Below are 18,347 nucleotides of genomic sequence, written 5' to 3'. Positions count from 1 at the left end.
GCAGTTGCGCTGCGGCCACGGCCGGTCGTCCCGGGGCTTCCCGATGGGCTAGTCGCGCCGCCCCCGGCCGCCGCGACGGCCGTCCTCGCCCCCACCGTCGTCCGCTTCCTCGTCGGCGCGCGGGCCGAGCAGCTCGTCGGCGAGCGTCGGCAGATCGTCCAGCGGGGTCTCCTCCGCCCATTCGGGGCGGCGGCGGCCGCGTGACGGGTTCTCCACGGGGTGGCCCGTCGCCGGGTCGATCTGCGGGAGTTCGCGGGTGCGCTCGACGCGCGACTCGGCGGGGCCGGACTGCTGCCCCGACGCCGCGCCGTTCCCGGCCTCGGGCGTCTCCTTGCGGAACATCCACGGCGGCACCCGGTCGGCGGGGGCGTCGCCCCGTCCGTCGTCGCCGCGGGCCGCACCTTCGCCCCGTACGGGCGGCAGCACGGCGGTCTCCTCCACGTCCGGACCGGCGCCACGGCCGCTCCAGGCGTCCTGCGCGTCCCGCACCGGAGGCAGCACCGCCGTCTCGTCCACCGCCCCGGGCTGCGGCAGCGACTCCGCCGTCCGCTCGCTGTCCGAGCCGGAACCGGACGGGGCGGCGTCGTCGGAGGTGCCCTGCCCCAGTCGCTTCCGCAGATCCGCGACCGGCGTCTCCGCGGTGGGCGCTTCGGCCGCCTCCGTCTCCTCGGCCGCCGCCCTGGCCTCCGCCGCGGACGCCGCCTCGGCTGCCGCGACCCGGGCCTCTTCGGCGCGCAGCAGGGCCGTTTCGGCCTTGCGCTGCTTCTCCAGGCGGCGCTCCTCCGCCTCCTGGCGCAGCCGCGCCTCCTCCTCGTGCTGCTTGCGCAGCCGCTCCTGTTCGGCCTGCCGGGCCCGCTCCTCGGCCTCGCGGCGCTGCCGCTCCGCCTCCGCGGCCTGCCGGGCCTCCTCGGCGCGCTTACGGGCCTCCTCCGCCTGGTGGGCGGCCTCGCGTGCCCTGATCTCCTCGGCCTCGCGGCGCTTGCGCTCCTCTTCCTCGGCGCGCAGCTTGGCGAGCTGCGCCTGGCGCTCGCGCTCCAGGCGCGCCTCCTCCGCCTTGCGCGCGGCCTCCTCCTCGGCCTTGCGGCGGGCCTCTTCCTCGGCCGCCTTACGGGCCTCCGCCTGCGCCGTGATCTCGGACTCGGACAGCGGGAGCACCTGGTCGAGACGGTGCCGTACGACGGTGGTGACGGCCGCGGGCTCCTGCCCGGCGTCGACGACCAGATAGCGCGCGGGATCGGCGGCGGCCAGAGTCAGGAAGCCGGCCCGTACCCGCTGGTGGAACTCGGCGGGCTCGGACTCCAGCCGGTCCGGTGCCTCGGTGAAGCGCTCCCGTGCGGTCTCCGGGGAGATGTCGAGCAGCACCGTCAGATGGGGGACGAGGCCGTCGGTGGCCCAGCGCGAGATCCGGGCGATCTCCGTCGGTGCGAGATGGCGCCCGGCGCCCTGGTAGGCGACCGAGGAGTCGATGTACCGGTCGGTGAGGACGACCGCGCCGCGCTCCAGGGCGGGACGGATGACGCTGTCGACATGCTCGGCCCGGTCGGCGGCGAACATCAGCGCCTCCGCACGGTCCGAGAGCCCGGACGTCGAGACGTCGAGGATGATCGAGCGCAGTCGCTTGCCGATGGCGGTGGCGCCCGGCTCGCGGGTCACCACGACCTCGTGGCCCTTGCTCCTGATCCACTCCGCGAGCGCCTCGACCTGGGTGGACTTGCCGGCGCCGTCGCCGCCTTCCAGGGCGATGAAGAAGCCGGTGGCGGCGGGCGCCTGCGCCGGGTCGCCGCCACGCAGCGCCTCGCGCAGATCGCGCCGCAGGGGTACGCCCTGCCGGTCGTCGACCTTGCCGAGCACCAGGGCGGCGACCGGCAGCAGCAGCGCACCGACCAGCATCAGGGTGTAGGCGGCGCCGCCGTAGGCGAAGTTGAAGGTGCCGCTGCCGAGTTGGTGCGGGCCGATGAGGGCCGCGAGCAGCGGCGCGAGGACGGCGGCGAGCGCGACCGTGAGCCGCACGACGGCGTGCAGATGCTCGGTCGTGCGGGCGGTGCGGGGCTCCTCGGACTCCTGCTCCAGCAGCACATGCCCCGTATTGGCGGCGATACCGGCGCTGACACCGGACAGCAGCGCGAGCACCAGCACCGACGTCGGATCCGGGATCAGCCCCATGGCCAGCAGCCCGAGGCCGGTGGCGGCCACCGCAAGGGCGAGCAGCCGGCGCCGGGGAAGGGCGGGCAGCACCCGGTGGGCACCACGGATGCCGACGGCCGTACCGCCGGTCAGCGCGAGCACCAGCAGCGCGAAGGTGGCCGGGCCGCCGGCCAGGTCGTAGCCGTGCAGGACGGCGAGCGAGACGGCCGCGGCGATCGCCCCGGCCACCGCGGCGCAGGACGCCACCAGCAGCGGGAGCGCGCCCGTACGGCCCTTGTCGACGGCCGTCCGGGCCGTGCCGCTCTCCGGCTTCTCGCCCGGTCCCGGCTGTCCGGTCTTCGCTCCCGCGGCCTTCGGGCGGCGCAGCCCCTCCAGGGGGGAGCGCGGTCGCGGCGTCGGCACTCCGGGGAGCTCGATGAAGTAGAGGATCGATACGGAGGCGGCGAACAGACCGGCGGCGACATACGAGCCGAGCGCGGCCTGGTGCAGGTGGAACCAGTCGATGCCGGTGCCCAGCAGCTTGCTGAGGAGCGTGACGACCACCAGGGCGGCGGCCGCGATCGGCAGCGACACGAAGCCGGTGCGCAGCGAGAGGCGGCGCAGGGCGTCCATGTTGTCCGGGAGGGGCCGTACGGCGGCGCCCTCAGGGGGCGGTGTGGGCAGCAGCCCGGGTGCGGCGCTCTCCCGCGAGACGGTCCAGAAGCGTTCGGCGACACCGGTGACGAAGACCGTGACCAGCAGCCAGGCCAGTGCGTCGTCCGGCGTCCAGTTGATCCAGAGGGGGGCGATGACCAGCAGCGCGAGCCGCAGCACATCCGCGCCGATCATCGTCCAGCGCCGGTCCAGCGGCCCGGTGGGCGCGGTCAGCGCCGACAGCGGGCCCAGCAGGACGGCCCCGAAGAGCAGCATCGCCAGCATCCGGGCCGCGAAGACCACGGTGACCGCGAGGGCTGCGCCCCGATAACCGCCGCCGAAGACGGGCTCGCCGCCCAGCGGTACGTACAACGCCGCCTGCAGGGCGAGCAGTACGAGGACAAGCATGGACAGGGCATCGCCGATACCCCCGACAAATTGGGCGCTCCACAGTCGCTTCAATGGGGGGAAGCGGAGCAGGGCTCGCACGGCGCGCTCGCGGGAATCCGCCGCTAGCGCGCCTGAAGTGGGGGTCACGACCGTTGGCTGCTCGGCACGCGTCATCCCGCCAGCCTATCGGGAGGGCGCCCGCCGTCGAGCGCCCACCCGAACAAATGGGCGGGCACACCGGAATGCATCCGGTATGCCCGCCCATGTCCTGCGCTTTTACCGGCACCGCCGGTAACCGCGCAGGCCTCAGTCCTCCGTCGACGCCGCCGTCTTCTTCGCCGCCGCCGTCTTGGCGGTGGTCTTCTTGGCGGTCGTCTTCTTCGCCGTGGTGGTCTTCTTCGCCGCGGTCTTCTTGGCGGCCGTCTTCTTTGCGGCCGTCTTCTTGGCCGGCGCCTTCTTGGCGGTCGTCTTCTTCGCGGTCTTCTTCGCCGGGCCCTTGGCGCGCTTCTCCGCCAGCAGCTCGTAGCCCCGCTCGGCGGTGACCGTCTCGACGTCGTCGTCCCGCCGCAGCGTCGCATTGGTCTCGCCGTCGGTGACGTACGCACCGAACCGGCCGTCCTTGACCACCACCGGCTTGCCGCTCACCGGGTCCGTGCCCAGCTCCTTCAGCGGCGGCTTGGCGGCGGCCCGCCCGCGCTGCTTGGGCTGTGCGTAGATCGCCAGGGCCTCGTCCTGGGTGATCGTGAAGAGCTGCTCCTCGTTCTCCAGGGAGCGCGAGTCGGTGCCCTTCTTGAGGTACGGGCCGTAGCGGCCGTTCTGCGCGGTGATCTCCACGCCCTCGGGGTCCTTGCCGACGACACGCGGCAGCGACATCAGCTTGAGCGCGTCCGCCAGCGTCACCGTGTCCAGGGACATCGACTTGAAGAGCGAGGCGGTGCGCGGCTTGACCGCGTTCTTGCCGGTCTTCGGGGTGCCCTCGGGCAGGATCTCGGTGACGTACGGGCCGTAGCGGCCGTCCTTGGCGACGATCTGGTGACCGGACTGCGGGTCCATGCCCAGCTCGAAGTCGCCACTCGGCTTGGCGAGCAGCTCCTCCGCGTACTGCACGGTCAGCTCGTCGGGCGCCAGGTCGTCGGGGACATCGGCGCGCTGATGGCCCTCGGCGTCCTTCTCCCCGCGCTCGACGTACGGGCCGTAGCGGCCGACCCGCAGCTTGATGTCGTCGCTGACGGGGAAGGACGAGATCTCCCGGGCGTCGATCGCGCCCAGGTCCTCGACCAGCTCCTTCAGGCCGCCGAGGTGGTCGCCGTCGCCGTTGCCGGCGTCCGAGGCGGCTCCCTCGGCATCGCCCTCGCCGAAGTAGAAGCGCCGCAGCCACGGCACGGACTGCGCCTCGCCGCGCGCGATGCGGTCGAGGTCGTCCTCCATCCTGGCGGTGAAGTCGTAGTCGACCAGCCGGCCGAAGTGCTTCTCCAGGAGGTTGACCACCGCGAAGGAGAGGAAGGACGGGACGAGCGCGGTGCCCTTCTTGAAGACATAGCCGCGGTCGAGGATCGTGCCGATGATCGACGCATACGTCGACGGCCGGCCGATCTCGCGCTCTTCCAGCTCCTTGACCAGCGTGGCCTCGGTGTAGCGGGCGGGCGGCTTGGTGGCGTGCCCGTCGGCGGTGATCTCCTGCGCGGCCAGCGCGTCGCCCTCGGCGACCTGCGGCAGCCGGCGCTCGCGGTCGTCGAGCTCGGCGTTGGGGTCGTCGGCGCCCTCCACATAGGCCTTGAGGAAGCCGTGGAAGGTGATGGTCTTGCCGGAGGCGCTGAACTCGGCGTCCCGGCCGTCGGCGGCCCGGCCACCGATCTTGACGGTGACGGAGTTACCGGTCGCGTCCTTCATCTGGGAGGCGACGGTCCGCTTCCAGATCAGCTCGTAGAGCCTGAACTGGTCGCCGGTCAGACCGGTCTCGGCCGGGGTGCGGAAGCGGTCGCCGGAGGGGCGGATCGCCTCGTGCGCCTCCTGGGCGTTCTTGACCTTGCCGGCGTAGGTGCGCGGCTTGTCCGGGAGGTAGTCGGCGCCGTACAGCTGCGTCACCTGCGCCCGGGCCGCCGCGACCGCGGTGTCCGAGAGCGTGGTGGAGTCCGTACGCATATAGGTGATGAAGCCGTTCTCGTACAGCTTCTGTGCCACCTGCATCGTGGACTTGGCGCCGAAGCCGAGCTTGCGGCTGGCCTCCTGCTGGAGGGTGGTCGTACGGAACGGGGCGTACGGCGAGCGGCGGTAGGGCTTGGACTCGACCGAGCGCACCGCGAAATCGGTGTTCTCCAGGGCGACGGCGAGCGCGCGGGCGTTCGCCTCGTCCAGATGGAGGACGTCGTTCTTGAGCTGCCCGTTGGGACCGAAGTCACGGCCCTGGGCGATACGGCGGCCGTCGACGCTGTTCAGGCGGGCGGTCAGCACCGAGGGGTCGCTGGCGTCGCCGGCCCGGCCGGTGGCGAAGGTGCCGGTCAGGTCCCAGTACTCGGCGGAGCGGAAGGCGATGCGCTCGCGCTCCCGCTCGACGACGAGACGGGTCGCGACGGACTGCACCCGGCCGGCCGACAGCCGGGGCATGACCTTCTTCCACAGGACCGGCGAGACCTCGTAGCCATAGAGGCGGTCGAGGATACGGCGGGTCTCCTGGGCGTCGACGAGCTTCTGGTTCAGGTCGCGCGGATTGGCGACGGCCTCGCGGATCGCGTCCTTGGTGATCTCGTGGAAGACCATCCGGTGGACGGGGACCTTGGGCTTGAGGATCTCCTGGAGGTGCCAGGCGATGGCCTCGCCCTCGCGGTCCTCATCTGTGGCGAGGTAGAGCTCGTCGGACTCGGCCAGCAGCTCCTTGAGCTTCTTGACCTGGTCCTTCTTGTCACTGTTGACGACGTAGATCGGCTCGAAGTTGGCGTCGACATTCACGCCGAGGCGGGCCCAGGGCTCGCCCTTGTACTTCGCCGGGACCTCTGCGGCGCCGTTGGGCAGGTCGCGGATGTGTCCGACGCTCGCCTCGACCACGTAGCCAGGGCCGAGGTAGCCCTTGATCGTCTTCGCCTTGGCAGGCGACTCGACGATGACAAGTCGGCGGCCGCCGCCGTCTGTGGTCTCGCTGGTCGGGGACAACTTCGCTCTTCTCTCCGGTCGACGCTGGAAATGCCCCCCGGCCGGACGCTGGGGGTGCACTGCGGTGACGCTTGACGCTGCGGAGTGTGACGGTACCTCCCGGCCCCGTGTCAAACGGAAAAACCCCGCAACGCCACTCGAACGGTAACCCGACTACATGCCTTCATGCCGCCCGGACCGCATCAGGCGCTCGCCACGGGCCCGGGACGCGCCTTGTGGATCATGGCGGCGCCGCACAGCTCCCCGGCGCCCACCTCGGACGTTCCCCGTGCGCCGTGGCTGCGGCGCCGTCGGTGATGTCACACAGTGACGGATCCCCGGCGATGCGCCGCCCGCCCGCGGTCGCACGCCACACCGTCCGCGGACCGGACGACTGCCACAAGGCGGTGCCGGATCCCGTCATTGCCTTGATACAGCACGTGAGCGGGCTGGCAGGATGGACACGGCACGGCTCGCCGTTCGAGTCGAGTACTGCCGTCATCACGCACTCTCGGGGGGACCTCACCCATGGCGAACCAGTACCCCGGACCGCCTCCGGATCAGCCGCCCGGCGGGCCCGGCCAGAACCCGTATGCCAAGCCGGACGGAGGGCAGCCCGCCGATACCGGATACGGGTACCCGCAGGGCGGCCGCCCCGGGGAACCCGGATACGGCTATCCGCAGGCCGGCCCGCCGCCGCAGCCCGGATACGGCTACCCGAACGATGTCCCCCAGCCGCCGCCCGCGCCCGGTTTCCCGCCGGGTGCTCCGCCGCAGCCGGCGCCCGGTGGATTCCAGAGCGGGCCGGGGTTCCAGGGCGGGCCGGGGTTCCAGGGCGGAGCCCAGCCCGGCGGGATGGCGCTGTCCCTCGGCGATATAGCGGTGACCGGCGACACGATCATGACGCCGGCCGGGCCGATGCCGCTCAAGGGCGCGGTGTGGACGGCGACCGATATGTCGCGGACCGAGGAGAAAATGCCGGCGCACGCGGTCGTGCTCGCCATCGTCTTCTTCCTCTTCTGTCTGCTCGGTCTGCTCTTCCTGCTGATGAGGGAGCGGGTGACCACCGGGTTCGTACAGGTCACGGTGAACAGCGGAGGCCGGCACCACTCCACGATGATCCCGGTGCAGTCACGCGAGCAGGTGATGTTCGTGCTCAACCAGGTCAACTACGCCAGGTCGCTGAGCGTGTGAGCCCCGGCGAGTCTTGGGGTCCCGCCGAGCCTGCGGGACCCACCGGGGCGTCGATCCGGACGCGTACCGTCCGCCGGGCGTCGATCGCCCTCGGCGCCGGGGTGGCGGCCGCGGCCTATCTCTGGCACACCAACCCGCACCAGCCGGGGCAGTTGCTGATCCCCTGCCCGTTCAAATGGGCCACCGGTCTGCTGTGCCCGCTGTGCGGCGGGACGCGGATGGCATACGACCTGATGCACGGCGATGTCGTGACGGCCTTCCACGACAACGCCGTGCTGCTCACGCTGGCCGGACCGGCCGTGGCATACGCCGCCGGGCGCTGGCTGGTCGCAGGACTCCGGGGGCGCGTGTACCGGCCACCGCTCTCGGCCCGCGGCAACGCCGTGGTGCTCGGCATTGCCGCGGTGTGGATGATCGCCCGCAATCTTGTCGGCCAGGCCTAGGTCTGCTGTCCCGGCACGTGGAGGACGCGGGCGGTCCGGGCACGGCCCGGACCGTCGGGCGTCAGCGAACGGTGACCGTGACCACCGGCGAGACGGTGCTGCCGGCTCCCATACGGAGCTGATTGACGCCCTTGAGGCCGAGCTTGACCCGCACCGAGTACGTCCCGCCGGAGTTGACCGGCGTCTGGGCCGGCAGCGAGACCCACTTCGTGCCCTGCTTCTGCTGGACGGTGACCTTGGTGCCGGCCTTGATGCCCTTGGCGGTGCCGGAGATCCGGAACTGCTGCCAGGCGTTGACCGTGGTCGCGCTGGCCTTGGCCGTCAGTGCCGCGGTGGCCGGGGCGGTGGCCACGACCGGCGCGGGCGAGTGGAGGTCCTGCGGCGCGGCGAAGGCCGCCGCCGAGCCGCCGGCGAGCAGGGAGACGGCGATGGCGCCGACGGTGACGTAGCGGAATGCGCGGTTCATATGGGTTCCTCACTCAAGGGTCGGTGAGCCTGCCGGTCGTTGGTGACCTTCACTGAGGAACATGTCCGTCGGCCCGGGAAAGTTCCCGTGTACCACCGCACATCGGCCATCTGTCACAGAACTGTCCGAAAGTGAACGTAGCGCCTCTCGGCGGCAGTTGGGCCGTCGCCCCACCTGGAGCCGGAGCGCCGACGGCACGGTGGCTCGTGACACGGCGGCTCGTGGGACGACTCGTGGGACGACGGCCGGTAGGACGACGACTCCCGGCGCGACAGCTTGCGGGACGACGACCCCCGGCTACCGGCTACCGGCTCCCGGCTCCCGGCTCCCGGCTACAACGCTGCCAGCAGCCAGCCGCCCGTGGCCAGGAACACCACCCCGGACAGCAGCGCCGTCACGGTGGCGACCGGACGGCTGACACCCTCGGCGACCGGCGCACCGGTCCGTACGCACACGCCCGTCCACACCAGCAGTCCTGCGCCGAACAGCGCGAACGCCGCACCGGCGAATGCCTCGGGTCCACTCTCCATGCGGGCAGCGTGGCACTCCAGGACGGCATCCCGGCGAACGCCGGATGAACGACTCCCGCTCGCCCCTGCCTTCCCTCTTCTCCCGGCCCTGCCCCGTCCCCCTTCCCCCGTCTCTTCCCGTCAGCCGCCCGCGGGCACCGGCTCCAGGAACCCCTGCTCGACCAGCATCCGGATCGAGGCCGGCGTACGGTCCCGCAGCAGCACCGGATCCTCGCCGACGAGTTGGGCGATGGCGTCCAGGATCCGCCCGGCCGGCAGCGAGCCGTCACACACCCCGGCGAAGCCCGCGCCGACCGTGTCCACCTTCGTCGCCCGTCGCATGCCGCGGTTCTGACGCAGCACCACATGCTCGGGGTCCTCGGCCCCGGGCAGCCCGACCTGTTCCTGCACCACCTCGTCGGCGAGCCGGAAATGGCCGGCCAGCAGCGCCGCATCGTCCGTGGCGCTCAGATAGTCCTGGCGGGCGAAGTGCCGTACGACGGACTCCCCCAGCGGCTGTTCCACCGGATGCGGCCACTCCTCGACCGTGACGGACGGGGAGTCCGACCCGGACTTGCGCAGCGTGAGCCAGCCGAAGCCGATGGCCTTGGTCTTGCGTGCCTCGAACTCGTCGAGCCAGGCGTCGTACCGCGCGGCATACGCCTCGTCACCGGCGCGGTGGTCGCCAGCGTCACGCAGCCACAGCTCGGCGTACTGGGTGATGTCCTGCACCTCGCGCTGCACGATCCAGGCGTCGCAGCCACGCGGCACCCAGGAACGCAGCCGGTCGTGCCACTCCTCGCCCGCCACATGCTGCCAATTGGCCAGCAACTGGCAGTACCCGCCGTCGTTGAGATGCGCGGCGGACTGCTGGACGAGCGTCCGGCACAGGTCGTCGCCGCCCATGCCGCCGTCGCGGTACGTGAGCCGGGCGCCCGGCGAGATCACGAACGGCGGGTTGGACACGATCAGGTCGTACGTCTCGTCCCCCACCGGCGCGAACAGCGAGCCCTCCCGCAGGTCCGCCGGCCCCGCCCCGGAGAGCGCCAGGGTCAGCGCGGCGATCCGCAGCGCCCGCGGGTTGAGGTCGGTGCCCGTGACGCGGGTGGCGTGCTGAGCGGCGTGCAGCGCCTGGATGCCGGAGCCCGTACCGAGATCGAGCGCCTTGGCGACCGGCCTGCGCACCGTGATTCCCGCGAGGGTCGTGGAGGCACCGCCGACGCCGAGCACCAGCTGTGAGCGGTCCGCTTCCCCGACGCCCCGGATGCCGCCGGCGCCACCGACCGCACAGCCCAGGTCGGAGACGATCCACCAGTCCTGCCCCTCGGGGCCGCCGTACGGGCGCACATCGACACTGGCGCGCAGCTCGTCGCCGTCCCGCACCAGCCAGCCGTCGGCGAGGCAGTCCGCCACCGGCAGCGCGGCCTGCGCCCGCCGCGGCTCCACCGGGCGCTGCAGCAGGAACAGCCGCACCAGGGTCTCCAACGGGCTGTCGCCGCGCGTCGCCCGCAGGGCGGGGACGGTCTCGCTGCGCGCCAGCGCGGCATAGGCCGGCGCGCCGAGCAGATCCAGCAGCCCGTCGGCGGTGAAGGCGGCGGCCAGCAGCGCCTCGCGCAGCCGGGCGGTGCGGGCGTTGCTCTCGGGGTCCTGGACATCTGCGGTGGGGAGGTGCGTACTCACGCCCACCATTGTCGGCCCTGCCACTGACAATCGGCGACGGCCCGGCGCCACACCCTTCTCGGGCGCGTCGCCGGGCCGTACGGAGCCGTTGCTGTGCGCGTGCGCCGCGGGCTTCCCCGCGCGTGGCGGCGTTCCTTTCGCTACGACTTCTTGGACTGCGTCGGGGCCGGGGAGCCGGACGCGGCCGGGTTCTGGCAGCCCTTCTGGGCGGCCATTGCCTTGCCGACATCGCCGGACTCCAGGTTCTTGAAGGCCGCCTCGCTCTGCTTGTTGAGCTTGTTGATCCCGTTGGAGAGATTGCGCAGACCGTCCGCGAACTTGAGTTTGTCCGAGGTGTCGAGGTTGTTGACCTGCTTCTGGAGGTCCGCGTAGCCCTTGGAGAGCGAGTTGAGCTCCTTGACGGCGTTCTGCTGGGCCTGCTTGCCCTGGTCGGTGGGCGGCGCCCCGGCCTTCTCCAGGGACTTGGCCAGCGAGGAATAGGCGCCGGAAATCTTCTGGAAGGCCGCCGAGTCCGTCTGTTGGACCTTCTTGGAGTCCGTACTGCCGTTGTCGGCCGTCTGCATGGCGCCGTTGGCGTCCTGGATCTGCTTGAAGTGGGCCTGCGCAGGGTCGCAGAAACTCTTCGCCCAGTCATTGAGCTTCTTGTTGCTGTCGTCGCTGCAGCCGGTCAGCGCGAGCACCAGTGCCGCACCGCCGGACAGTGCAGCCACAAGCTTCTTGTTCACCGGATTGGTCCCTTCCATGGCTCTCGGCCCCGGAACATACACGTCCAAAGGGCCTGGGCCACGGGTCGGGCATCCCGTCCCGCCCTCATTGCAGCCATTTGCACCAAGGACCGCAGGGCCACCCGAGCACACGGAAGGCGGGTGGCCGGCGTCCGCAAAATACGCCGTCCACCCGCCCAGTTGAGCGGTCAGGGAGCCTTCCGGGGATCCTTTCGGGCTAGGACGCCACTGCCGTCTCGGCCGACTTGGCGATGCTTTCGGGATCTTCGGAGTTGTCTTCGTCACCTACGGCGATTCCGCGCCGCTTGGAGACGTACACAGCACCGACGATGACGGCGATCGCCAGTACGGAGACGACGATCCGTACGCCGATGCTCTTGTCCTGGCCGTATGAGAACTTCACCACAGCGGGTGCGATCAGCAGCGCCACCAGGTTCATGACCTTCAGCAGCGGGTTGATCGCCGGGCCCGCGGTGTCCTTGAACGGGTCACCCACGGTGTCGCCGATGACCGTCGCGGCATGCGCCTCACTGCCCTTGCCGCCGTGATGGCCGTCCTCGACCAGCTTCTTGGCGTTGTCCCACGCGCCACCGGAGTTGGCGAGGAAGACCGCCATCAGCGTGCCGGTGCCGATCGCGCCCGCCAGGAACGAGCCGAGCGCGCCGACGCCGAGCGAGAAGCCGACCGCGATCGGGGTGAGCACCGCCAGCAGCCCGGGGGTGGTCAGCTCGCGCAGCGCATCCTTGGTGCAGATGTCGACGACCCGCCCGTACTCGGGCTGCTCGGTGTAGTCCATGATCCCCGGGTGCTCGCGGAACTGCCGGCGCACCTCGAAGACCACCGCTCCCGCCGACCGCGACACCGCGTTGATCGCCAGCCCGGAGAACAGGAAGACGACCGAGGCGCCGAGGATCAGCCCGACCAGGTTGTTCGGCTGCGAGATGTCCAGACTGAGCCCCATCCCGCTCGCGGCGCTGCCGATGCCCTGTACGGCGGTCGCGATCGCGTCCCGGTACGAGCCGAAGAGCGCGGCCGCGGCCAGTACGGCGGTGGCGATGGCGATGCCCTTGGTGATGGCCTTGGTGGTGTTGCCGACCGCGTCCAGGTCGGTCAGCACCTGCGCACCGTCACCGGTGACATCTCCGGACATCTCGGCGATGCCCTGCGCGTTGTCGGAGACCGGGCCGAAGGTGTCCATCGCCACGATCACGCCGACGGTGGTCAGCAGACCGGTGCCGGCCAGCGCCACCGCGAACAGCGCCAGCATGATGGAGGCGCCGCCCAGCAGGTACGCCCCGTAGACGGCCAGGCCGATCAGCACCGCCGAGTAGACCGCCGACTCCAGGCCGATCGAGATACCGGCGAGCACGACCGTGGCCGGGCCGGTCAGCGAGGTCTTCCCGATGTCCCTGACGGGCCGCCGGGTGGTCTCGGTGAAGTAGCCGGTCAACTGCTGGATCAGCGCGGCCAGCACGATGCCGATGGCGACCGCCACCAGCGCCAGCATCCGTGGGTCACCGCTGCGGCCGAGGATCTCGGTGTCGATGACACCGGTCAGGTCCTGGTAGCTGGACGGCAGGTAGAGGAACACCGCAACGGTCACCAGCACCAGCGAGATGCCCGCGGAGATGAAGAAACCACGGTTGATCGCCGTCATGCCGCTGCGGTCGCTGCGCCGGGGCGCGACGACGAAGATGCCGATCATCGCGGTGAGCACACCGATGGCCGGGACCAGCAGCGGGAAGGCGAGCCCGGCGTCACCGAAGGCGGCCATGCCCAGGATGAGCGCGGCGACCAGGGTCACCGCGTACGACTCGAAGAGGTCGGCCGCCATACCGGCGCAGTCACCGACGTTGTCACCGACGTTGTCCGCGATGGTCGCGGCGTTGCGCGGGTCGTCCTCGGGGATGCCCTGCTCGACCTTGCCGACGAGGTCGGCGCCGACGTCCGCGGCCTTGGTGAAGATGCCGCCGCCGACCCTCATGAACATCGCGATCAGCGCGGCGCCGAGACCGAAGCCCTCCAGCACCTTGGGCGCGTCGACCGCGTACACGAGCACCACACAGGACGCGCCGAGCAGGCCCAGCCCCACGGTGAACATGCCGACGACGCCACCGGTACGGAATGCGATCTTCATCGCCTTGTGGGAGACGGCCGTAAGATCCCGTTCCTTGGTATCGCCCTCGGCCGGAGTGGCTTCCCGTGCGGCCGCCGCAACGCGCACATTGCTGCGTACGGCGAGCCACATCCCGATATAGCCGGTGGCCGCCGAGAATCCGGCGCCGATCAAGAAGAAGGCGCTGCGTCCGGCGCGCTGCGTCCAATTGTCCGCGGGCAGCAGCATGAGCAGGAAGAACACCACGACGGCGAATACGCCGAGAGTCCGCAACTGCCGTGCCAGGTAGGCATTTGCGCCTTCCTGCACGGCCGCCGCGATCTTCTTCATACTGTCGGTTCCCTCACCGGCCGCGAGCACTTGGCGGACCAGCACCGCCGCGACGGCCAGCGCCGCCAGGGCGACCACGGCGATCACCATCACGATGGCGCGGTTGCCCGCCGTGAGTGAGGGCCCGGCCAGAAAAGTGGGGGTGTCAAGCAACTGAGGGGTGTAAGGCCCCGCCATTCGTCCTCCTTGACGTTTGGCACATGGGCGCGCGGAAGCACGCTCAGGCGTCCTGAGCAAGATGTGGACGGATTGTAGGGAGCCACGGTTGATCAAAACAGTACGCGTCAAAGGGAATTCGCCGGTAGCAGCGAAGATCAATAGGCCGACGCCGCGCGGAATTCGCCCGGACGAAGGAAAGCGACGAATTCGCTGACCACCGCCTGATGATCTCTCTGTCGTACTGATCGCCAATGGACCACAAGCTGATCGTCGCTGCTCAAGGACGCCGCCTCGGAACCTGAGACGACGGAGACCCGCGTGACGCCGGAGAGAATTGATCCGCCCGGCTACGGCCGAACGGGTGACCCACGGCGCGCGGGCCGCGCCCCGGCACCCGGTGAGGTCCCGTCAGATCGAGTCCGGATCGCAACGCATGAGGACGGGGCGCGGGGTCGGCGCGCGCGGCCGCGGGTCCCCGGCGCCGGGCCCACGGGCGCTCTGGTGCCGGGGCCGGCAACGGCCGCCGCCGGGCACCGGAGGCGGGCCCATTCGGGGCACGGCGGGCGGAGGCGAGCCCGGCCACGGCCCGTACCCGGCCCGCCGCCCCCATGGCATCGCTGATCGGCCAGGGGCGTCGCCCGGCACACCGTCGGACTCCGCACCGCCGTCGAACGCACCGGCCGCCCCATGGACGGCCCCGCTCAGCTCACCCTCGCGCCGACCGGGCCCCGTCGCCCAGCACGAGAAGGCCGACGAGCAAGATCAAGAAAGGGCGGGCGCATACGAACGAGCGCTATGCCGACCGAGGGGGAACGGAGCCCGGTCAGCGCACGAGCGACCGGGGCGTGGGAGTGGCCAGGGTGCGGCCGACAGGGGTGCGAGGGCGGCGCAAGGCGTCACGAAGTGTGCCGCGCCGCCTACGGGCGAAGCCCGGCTCCTGGAGGCATCCCCACGGCGCTCCGCGCGGGCGCTACGGCAGGACCGCGGCCGCCGCGGTGGGCCAGGTCATGCGGATCAGCCCGCCGTCCTTGCCGGCGGTCACCTCGACATCGTCGACCAGCCCGCTGATCACCGCGAGGCCCATTTCGTCCTCGCCCTCGGCGTCGCTCTCCGCGGCGCCCTCGGTTTCGTCGCCGCCCCGCGCCCCGGCCGTACCGGAGTCGTCGGACACCCCGTCGCCCACCTCGATCGAGAACTTCTTCTCGTCCTCGATCAGCAGCACGCGCACGGGCGTGTCGATGTCATGGCTCTCGTGCAGCCCCACGGCCCGGCTGCACGCCTCACCGACGGCGAGCCGCACCTCGTCCAGCACGGCCTCGTCCACCCCGGCGCGCCGCGCCACGGCAGCCGCGACCAGACGTGCGGTGCGGACGTGCTCGGGAAGGGCGCTGAAGCGAAGTTCGACGGTGGCCATGCCATCCCCCTCGTTTTGCGGGCGTGCGACGCAGGGGGCCGGACACCGTGTCCGGAACCCCCCACTGCTTCCTCCCCCCGCGCCTGAGGGCGCGGGGGACCGGCAAAGCCGTCAGTCAGTAGCTGCGACGGCCTCGTCGACCGAGGTGTGAATCGGGAACACCTTGGTCAGTCCGGTGATTCGGAAGATCTTGAGAATGCGCTCCTGGTTGCAGACCAGGCGCAGCGAGCCCTCATGGGCACGCACCCGCTTGAGTCCGCCGACCAGCACGCCGAGCCCAGTGGAGTCCAGGAAGTCGACACGTTCCATGTCCACCACGAGGTGGTAGCTTCCGTCGTTCACAAGCTCGACCAGCTGCTCCCGCAGCTTGGGCGCGGTGTATACATCAATCTCGCCACCGACCTCGACGACCGTACGGTCGCCAACGGTCCGGGTCGACAGGGACAGGTCCACGGATCCTCCAGCACCTTGCTATCGAGCGGTCGCCCCCCTGGGGCCTCCCCACCGAAGGTAGGGGCGGATCTGGCAGCCGCGATGGCATTCAATCACTTACCGGCAGGCGTGCACGACGCCCTTTGAGCATTGTCCGTCACTCCGGTGACACACTCGGTGCCGATGGCCTCCAATCCAGTCCCGCCGGATGCGGGCGCAAGCCCTTCCCCAGGCATGATTCTCGAACGTCTCGCCCGGGGCGCGACCCGCGCTGCGCGCATCACTCATACGGAGCACTTGCCCCCGCGCATCGGCAGCCATGCCGACTGGCCGGAACAGATCCGGCCGGAAGTGATCGGTGCCATCCGTTCGGCCGGAATCGATCGTCCCTGGGCCCACCAGGCACGGACATCCGAACACGCGCTGCGCGGCGAGTCGGTCGTCGTCGCCACCGGCACCGCCTCGGGGAAGTCCCTGGCATATCTCGCGCCGGTCCTCTCCACGCTCCTGGACGGCTCCGAGGCTCCGAACGGAAGGGGCGCCACGGCCCTGTATCTGGCCCCCACGAAGGCGCTGGCAGCCGATCAGCGGCGTGCCGTACGCGAGCTGGCCACCCCGCTGGGCACGGCCGTCCGGCCCGCGGTCTACGACGGCGACACCCCCGTCGAGGAGCGCGAATGGGTCCGCCAGTACGGCAACTACGTCCTGACCAACCCCGACATGCTGCACCGCGGCATCCTGCCGGCGCACCCCCGCTGGTCCTCCTTCCTGCGCGCGCTGCGCTATGTCGTCATCGATGAATGCCACAGCTACCGCGGTGTCTTCGGCTCCCATGTCGCGCAGGTCATCCGCCGGCTGCGCCGCCTCTGCGCCCGGTACGGCTCCGAGCCGGTCTTTCTGCTCGCCTCCGCCACGGCCGCGAAGCCCGCGCAGGCCGCGACCCGGCTCACCGGTCTGCCCGTGGTGGAAATCACCGAGGACACCTCGCCGCGCGGCGAGTTGGTCTTCGCGCTGTGGGAGCCGCCGCTCACCGAACTCCACGGCGAGCAGGGCGCCCCGGTCCGCCGGACCGCCACCGCCGAGACCGCGGACCTGCTCACCGACCTCGCCGTCCAGGGCGTACGCACCGTCGCCTTCGTCCGCTCCCGGCGCGGCGCCGAGCTGATCGCCCTGATCGCGCAGGAGCGGCTCGCGGAGGTGGACCGCTCGCTGTCCGGGAGGGTCGCCGCGTACCGGGGCGGATATCTGCCCGAGGAGCGCCGCGCCCTGGAACGCGCTCTGCACAGTGGCGATCTCCTCGGTCTGGCCGCCACCACCGCGCTCGAACTGGGCGTGGACGTCTCCGGTCTGGATGCCGTGGTCATCGCCGGCTATCCGGGGACCCGGGCGTCCCTGTGGCAGCAGGCCGGCCGGGCGGGCCGCTCCGGGCAGGGTGCCCTCGCCGTGCTCGTGGCCCGAGACGACCCGCTGGACACCTATCTCGTCCACCACCCCGAGGCGCTCTTCGACCAGCCCGTCGAATCCACCGTCCTCGACCCCGACAACCCCTACGTGCTCGCCCCGCATCTGTGCGCGGCCGCCTCCGAACTCCCGCTCACCGAATCCGACTTCGCGCTCTTTGGACCCGCGGCCGGCGGTCTGATGCCGCAGCTGGAGGCCGCGAATCTGCTGCGGCGGCGTGCCAGGGCGTGGCACTGGACGCGCCGCGAGCGGGCCGCCGACCTCACCGACATCCGCGGCCAGGGCGGCTCGCCGGTGCAGATCGTGGAGGCCGGTACCGGACGGCTGCTGGGCACCGTGGACGCCGCCGCGGCGCACACCACCGTCCACGACGGCGCGGTCCACCTTCACCAGGGCCGTACCTATGTCGTCCGGCAACTCGACCTGGCCGACAATGTGGCGCTCGTCGAGGAGGCCCACCCGCCCTACTCCACGACCGCCCGCGACACCACCTCCATCGCCGTCCTCGAGACCGACACCGAGATCCCGTGGGGGGACGGCCGGCTGTGCTTCGGGTCGGTCGAGGTCACCAATCAGGTCGTCTCCTTCCTGCGCCGCAAACTGATCACCGGCGAGGTCCTGGGCGAGACCAAGCTCGATCTGCCGCCCCGTACGCTGCGCACGCGCGCGGTGTGGTGGACGGTCACCGAGGACCAGCTCGACGCCGCCCGCGTCAATCCCGAGCAGTTGGGCGGGGCGCTGCACGCCGCGGAACACGCCTCCATCGGCATGCTGCCGCTGTTCGCCACCTGCGACCGCTGGGACATCGGCGGCGTCTCCGTGCCCCTCCACCCGGACACCCTGCTTCCGACCGTCTTCGTCTACGACGGCCATCCGGGCGGCGCCGGATTCGCCGAGCGTGCCTTCCACACGGCCGCCGGCTGGCTCACCGCCACCCGCGATGCCATCGCCTCCTGCGAATGCGAGGCCGGCTGCCCGTCGTGCATCCAGTCCCCCAAGTGCGGCAACGGCAACGACCCGCTCCACAAGCGCGGAGCCATCCGGTTGCTGGGCGAGCTGTTGCGCGGAGTGCCGCAGGGGACCTAGCGAGCGGGCCACGGCAGCCGTGGCCGGCCCGGCCCGGG

At 71.2% G+C, this 18,347-nt stretch carries 12 protein-coding genes; 3 read left to right on the top strand and 9 right to left on the bottom strand.

Annotation, left to right across the window (positions count from 1 at the left end; genetic code table 11):
- Positions 1-48: 48 nt before the first annotated feature.
- Both tmk and topA read right to left on the bottom strand, forming a co-directional pair.
- Positions 49-3,342, bottom strand: coding sequence for a dTMP kinase (gene tmk, locus ACWGI6_RS02255; RefSeq protein WP_453265726.1), 3,294 nt, complete (start codon positions 3,340-3,342; stop codon positions 49-51).
- 132 nt (positions 3,343-3,474) lie between these two features.
- Positions 3,475-6,315 (bottom strand): type I DNA topoisomerase, encoded by a 2,841-nt coding sequence (gene topA, locus ACWGI6_RS02250; RefSeq protein WP_453265725.1) that lies wholly within the window; start codon positions 6,313-6,315, stop codon positions 3,475-3,477.
- Positions 6,316-6,822: 507 nt separating this feature from the next.
- On the opposite strand from topA, the gene ACWGI6_RS02245 reads away from it, so the two are divergent.
- The gene (locus ACWGI6_RS02245; protein WP_453265724.1) at positions 6,823-7,488 is read left to right on the top strand and encodes a hypothetical protein; all 666 of its coding nucleotides are present in this window, start codon (positions 6,823-6,825) and stop codon (positions 7,486-7,488) included.
- Positions 7,485-7,931 (top strand): DUF2752 domain-containing protein, encoded by a 447-nt coding sequence (locus tag ACWGI6_RS02240; protein ID WP_453265723.1) that lies wholly within the window; start codon positions 7,485-7,487, stop codon positions 7,929-7,931. Before ACWGI6_RS02245 ends, ACWGI6_RS02240 begins: the two co-directional genes overlap by 4 nt.
- A gap of 61 nt (positions 7,932-7,992) precedes the next feature.
- Here ACWGI6_RS02240 and ACWGI6_RS02235 read toward each other — a convergent pair whose 3' ends face one another.
- The 7 genes from ACWGI6_RS02235 to bldG form a co-directional block, all read right to left on the bottom strand.
- A complete protein-coding gene (locus ACWGI6_RS02235; protein WP_453265722.1) occupies positions 7,993-8,397 on the bottom strand; it encodes a hypothetical protein in 405 nt (134 codons plus the stop codon).
- Positions 8,398-8,729: 332 nt separating this feature from the next.
- Positions 8,730-8,927, bottom strand: coding sequence for a hypothetical protein (locus tag ACWGI6_RS02230; RefSeq protein WP_030088845.1), 198 nt, complete (start codon positions 8,925-8,927; stop codon positions 8,730-8,732).
- 120 nt (positions 8,928-9,047) lie between these two features.
- On the bottom strand, positions 9,048-10,595 hold the full coding sequence (locus tag ACWGI6_RS02225) for a DUF7059 domain-containing protein (RefSeq protein ID WP_453265721.1): 1,548 nt from the start codon (positions 10,593-10,595) through the stop codon (positions 9,048-9,050).
- Positions 10,596-10,726: 131 nt separating this feature from the next.
- Positions 10,727-11,311, bottom strand: a complete 585-nt coding sequence (locus tag ACWGI6_RS02220; RefSeq protein ID WP_453265720.1) for a small secreted protein — start codon at positions 11,309-11,311, stop codon at positions 10,727-10,729.
- A gap of 217 nt (positions 11,312-11,528) precedes the next feature.
- Positions 11,529-13,934, bottom strand: coding sequence for a sodium-translocating pyrophosphatase (locus tag ACWGI6_RS02215; RefSeq protein ID WP_453265719.1), 2,406 nt, complete (start codon positions 13,932-13,934; stop codon positions 11,529-11,531).
- Positions 13,935-14,886: 952 nt separating this feature from the next.
- On the bottom strand, positions 14,887-15,330 hold the full coding sequence (locus ACWGI6_RS02210) for an ATP-binding protein (RefSeq protein ID WP_393904015.1): 444 nt from the start codon (positions 15,328-15,330) through the stop codon (positions 14,887-14,889).
- A 111-nt stretch (positions 15,331-15,441) separates the two neighbouring features.
- A complete protein-coding gene (gene bldG, locus ACWGI6_RS02205; protein WP_004571875.1) occupies positions 15,442-15,783 on the bottom strand; it encodes an anti-sigma factor antagonist BldG in 342 nt (113 codons plus the stop codon).
- Positions 15,784-15,945: 162 nt separating this feature from the next.
- On the opposite strand from bldG, the gene ACWGI6_RS02200 reads away from it, so the two are divergent.
- On the top strand, positions 15,946-18,309 hold the full coding sequence (locus tag ACWGI6_RS02200) for a DEAD/DEAH box helicase (RefSeq protein WP_453265718.1): 2,364 nt from the start codon (positions 15,946-15,948) through the stop codon (positions 18,307-18,309).
- The last annotated feature ends 38 nt before the right edge of the window (positions 18,310-18,347 follow it).

Source organism: Streptomyces sp. NPDC054786 (genome assembly GCF_053611685.1).
This window is presented reverse-complemented; position numbering and strand designations above follow the sequence as displayed.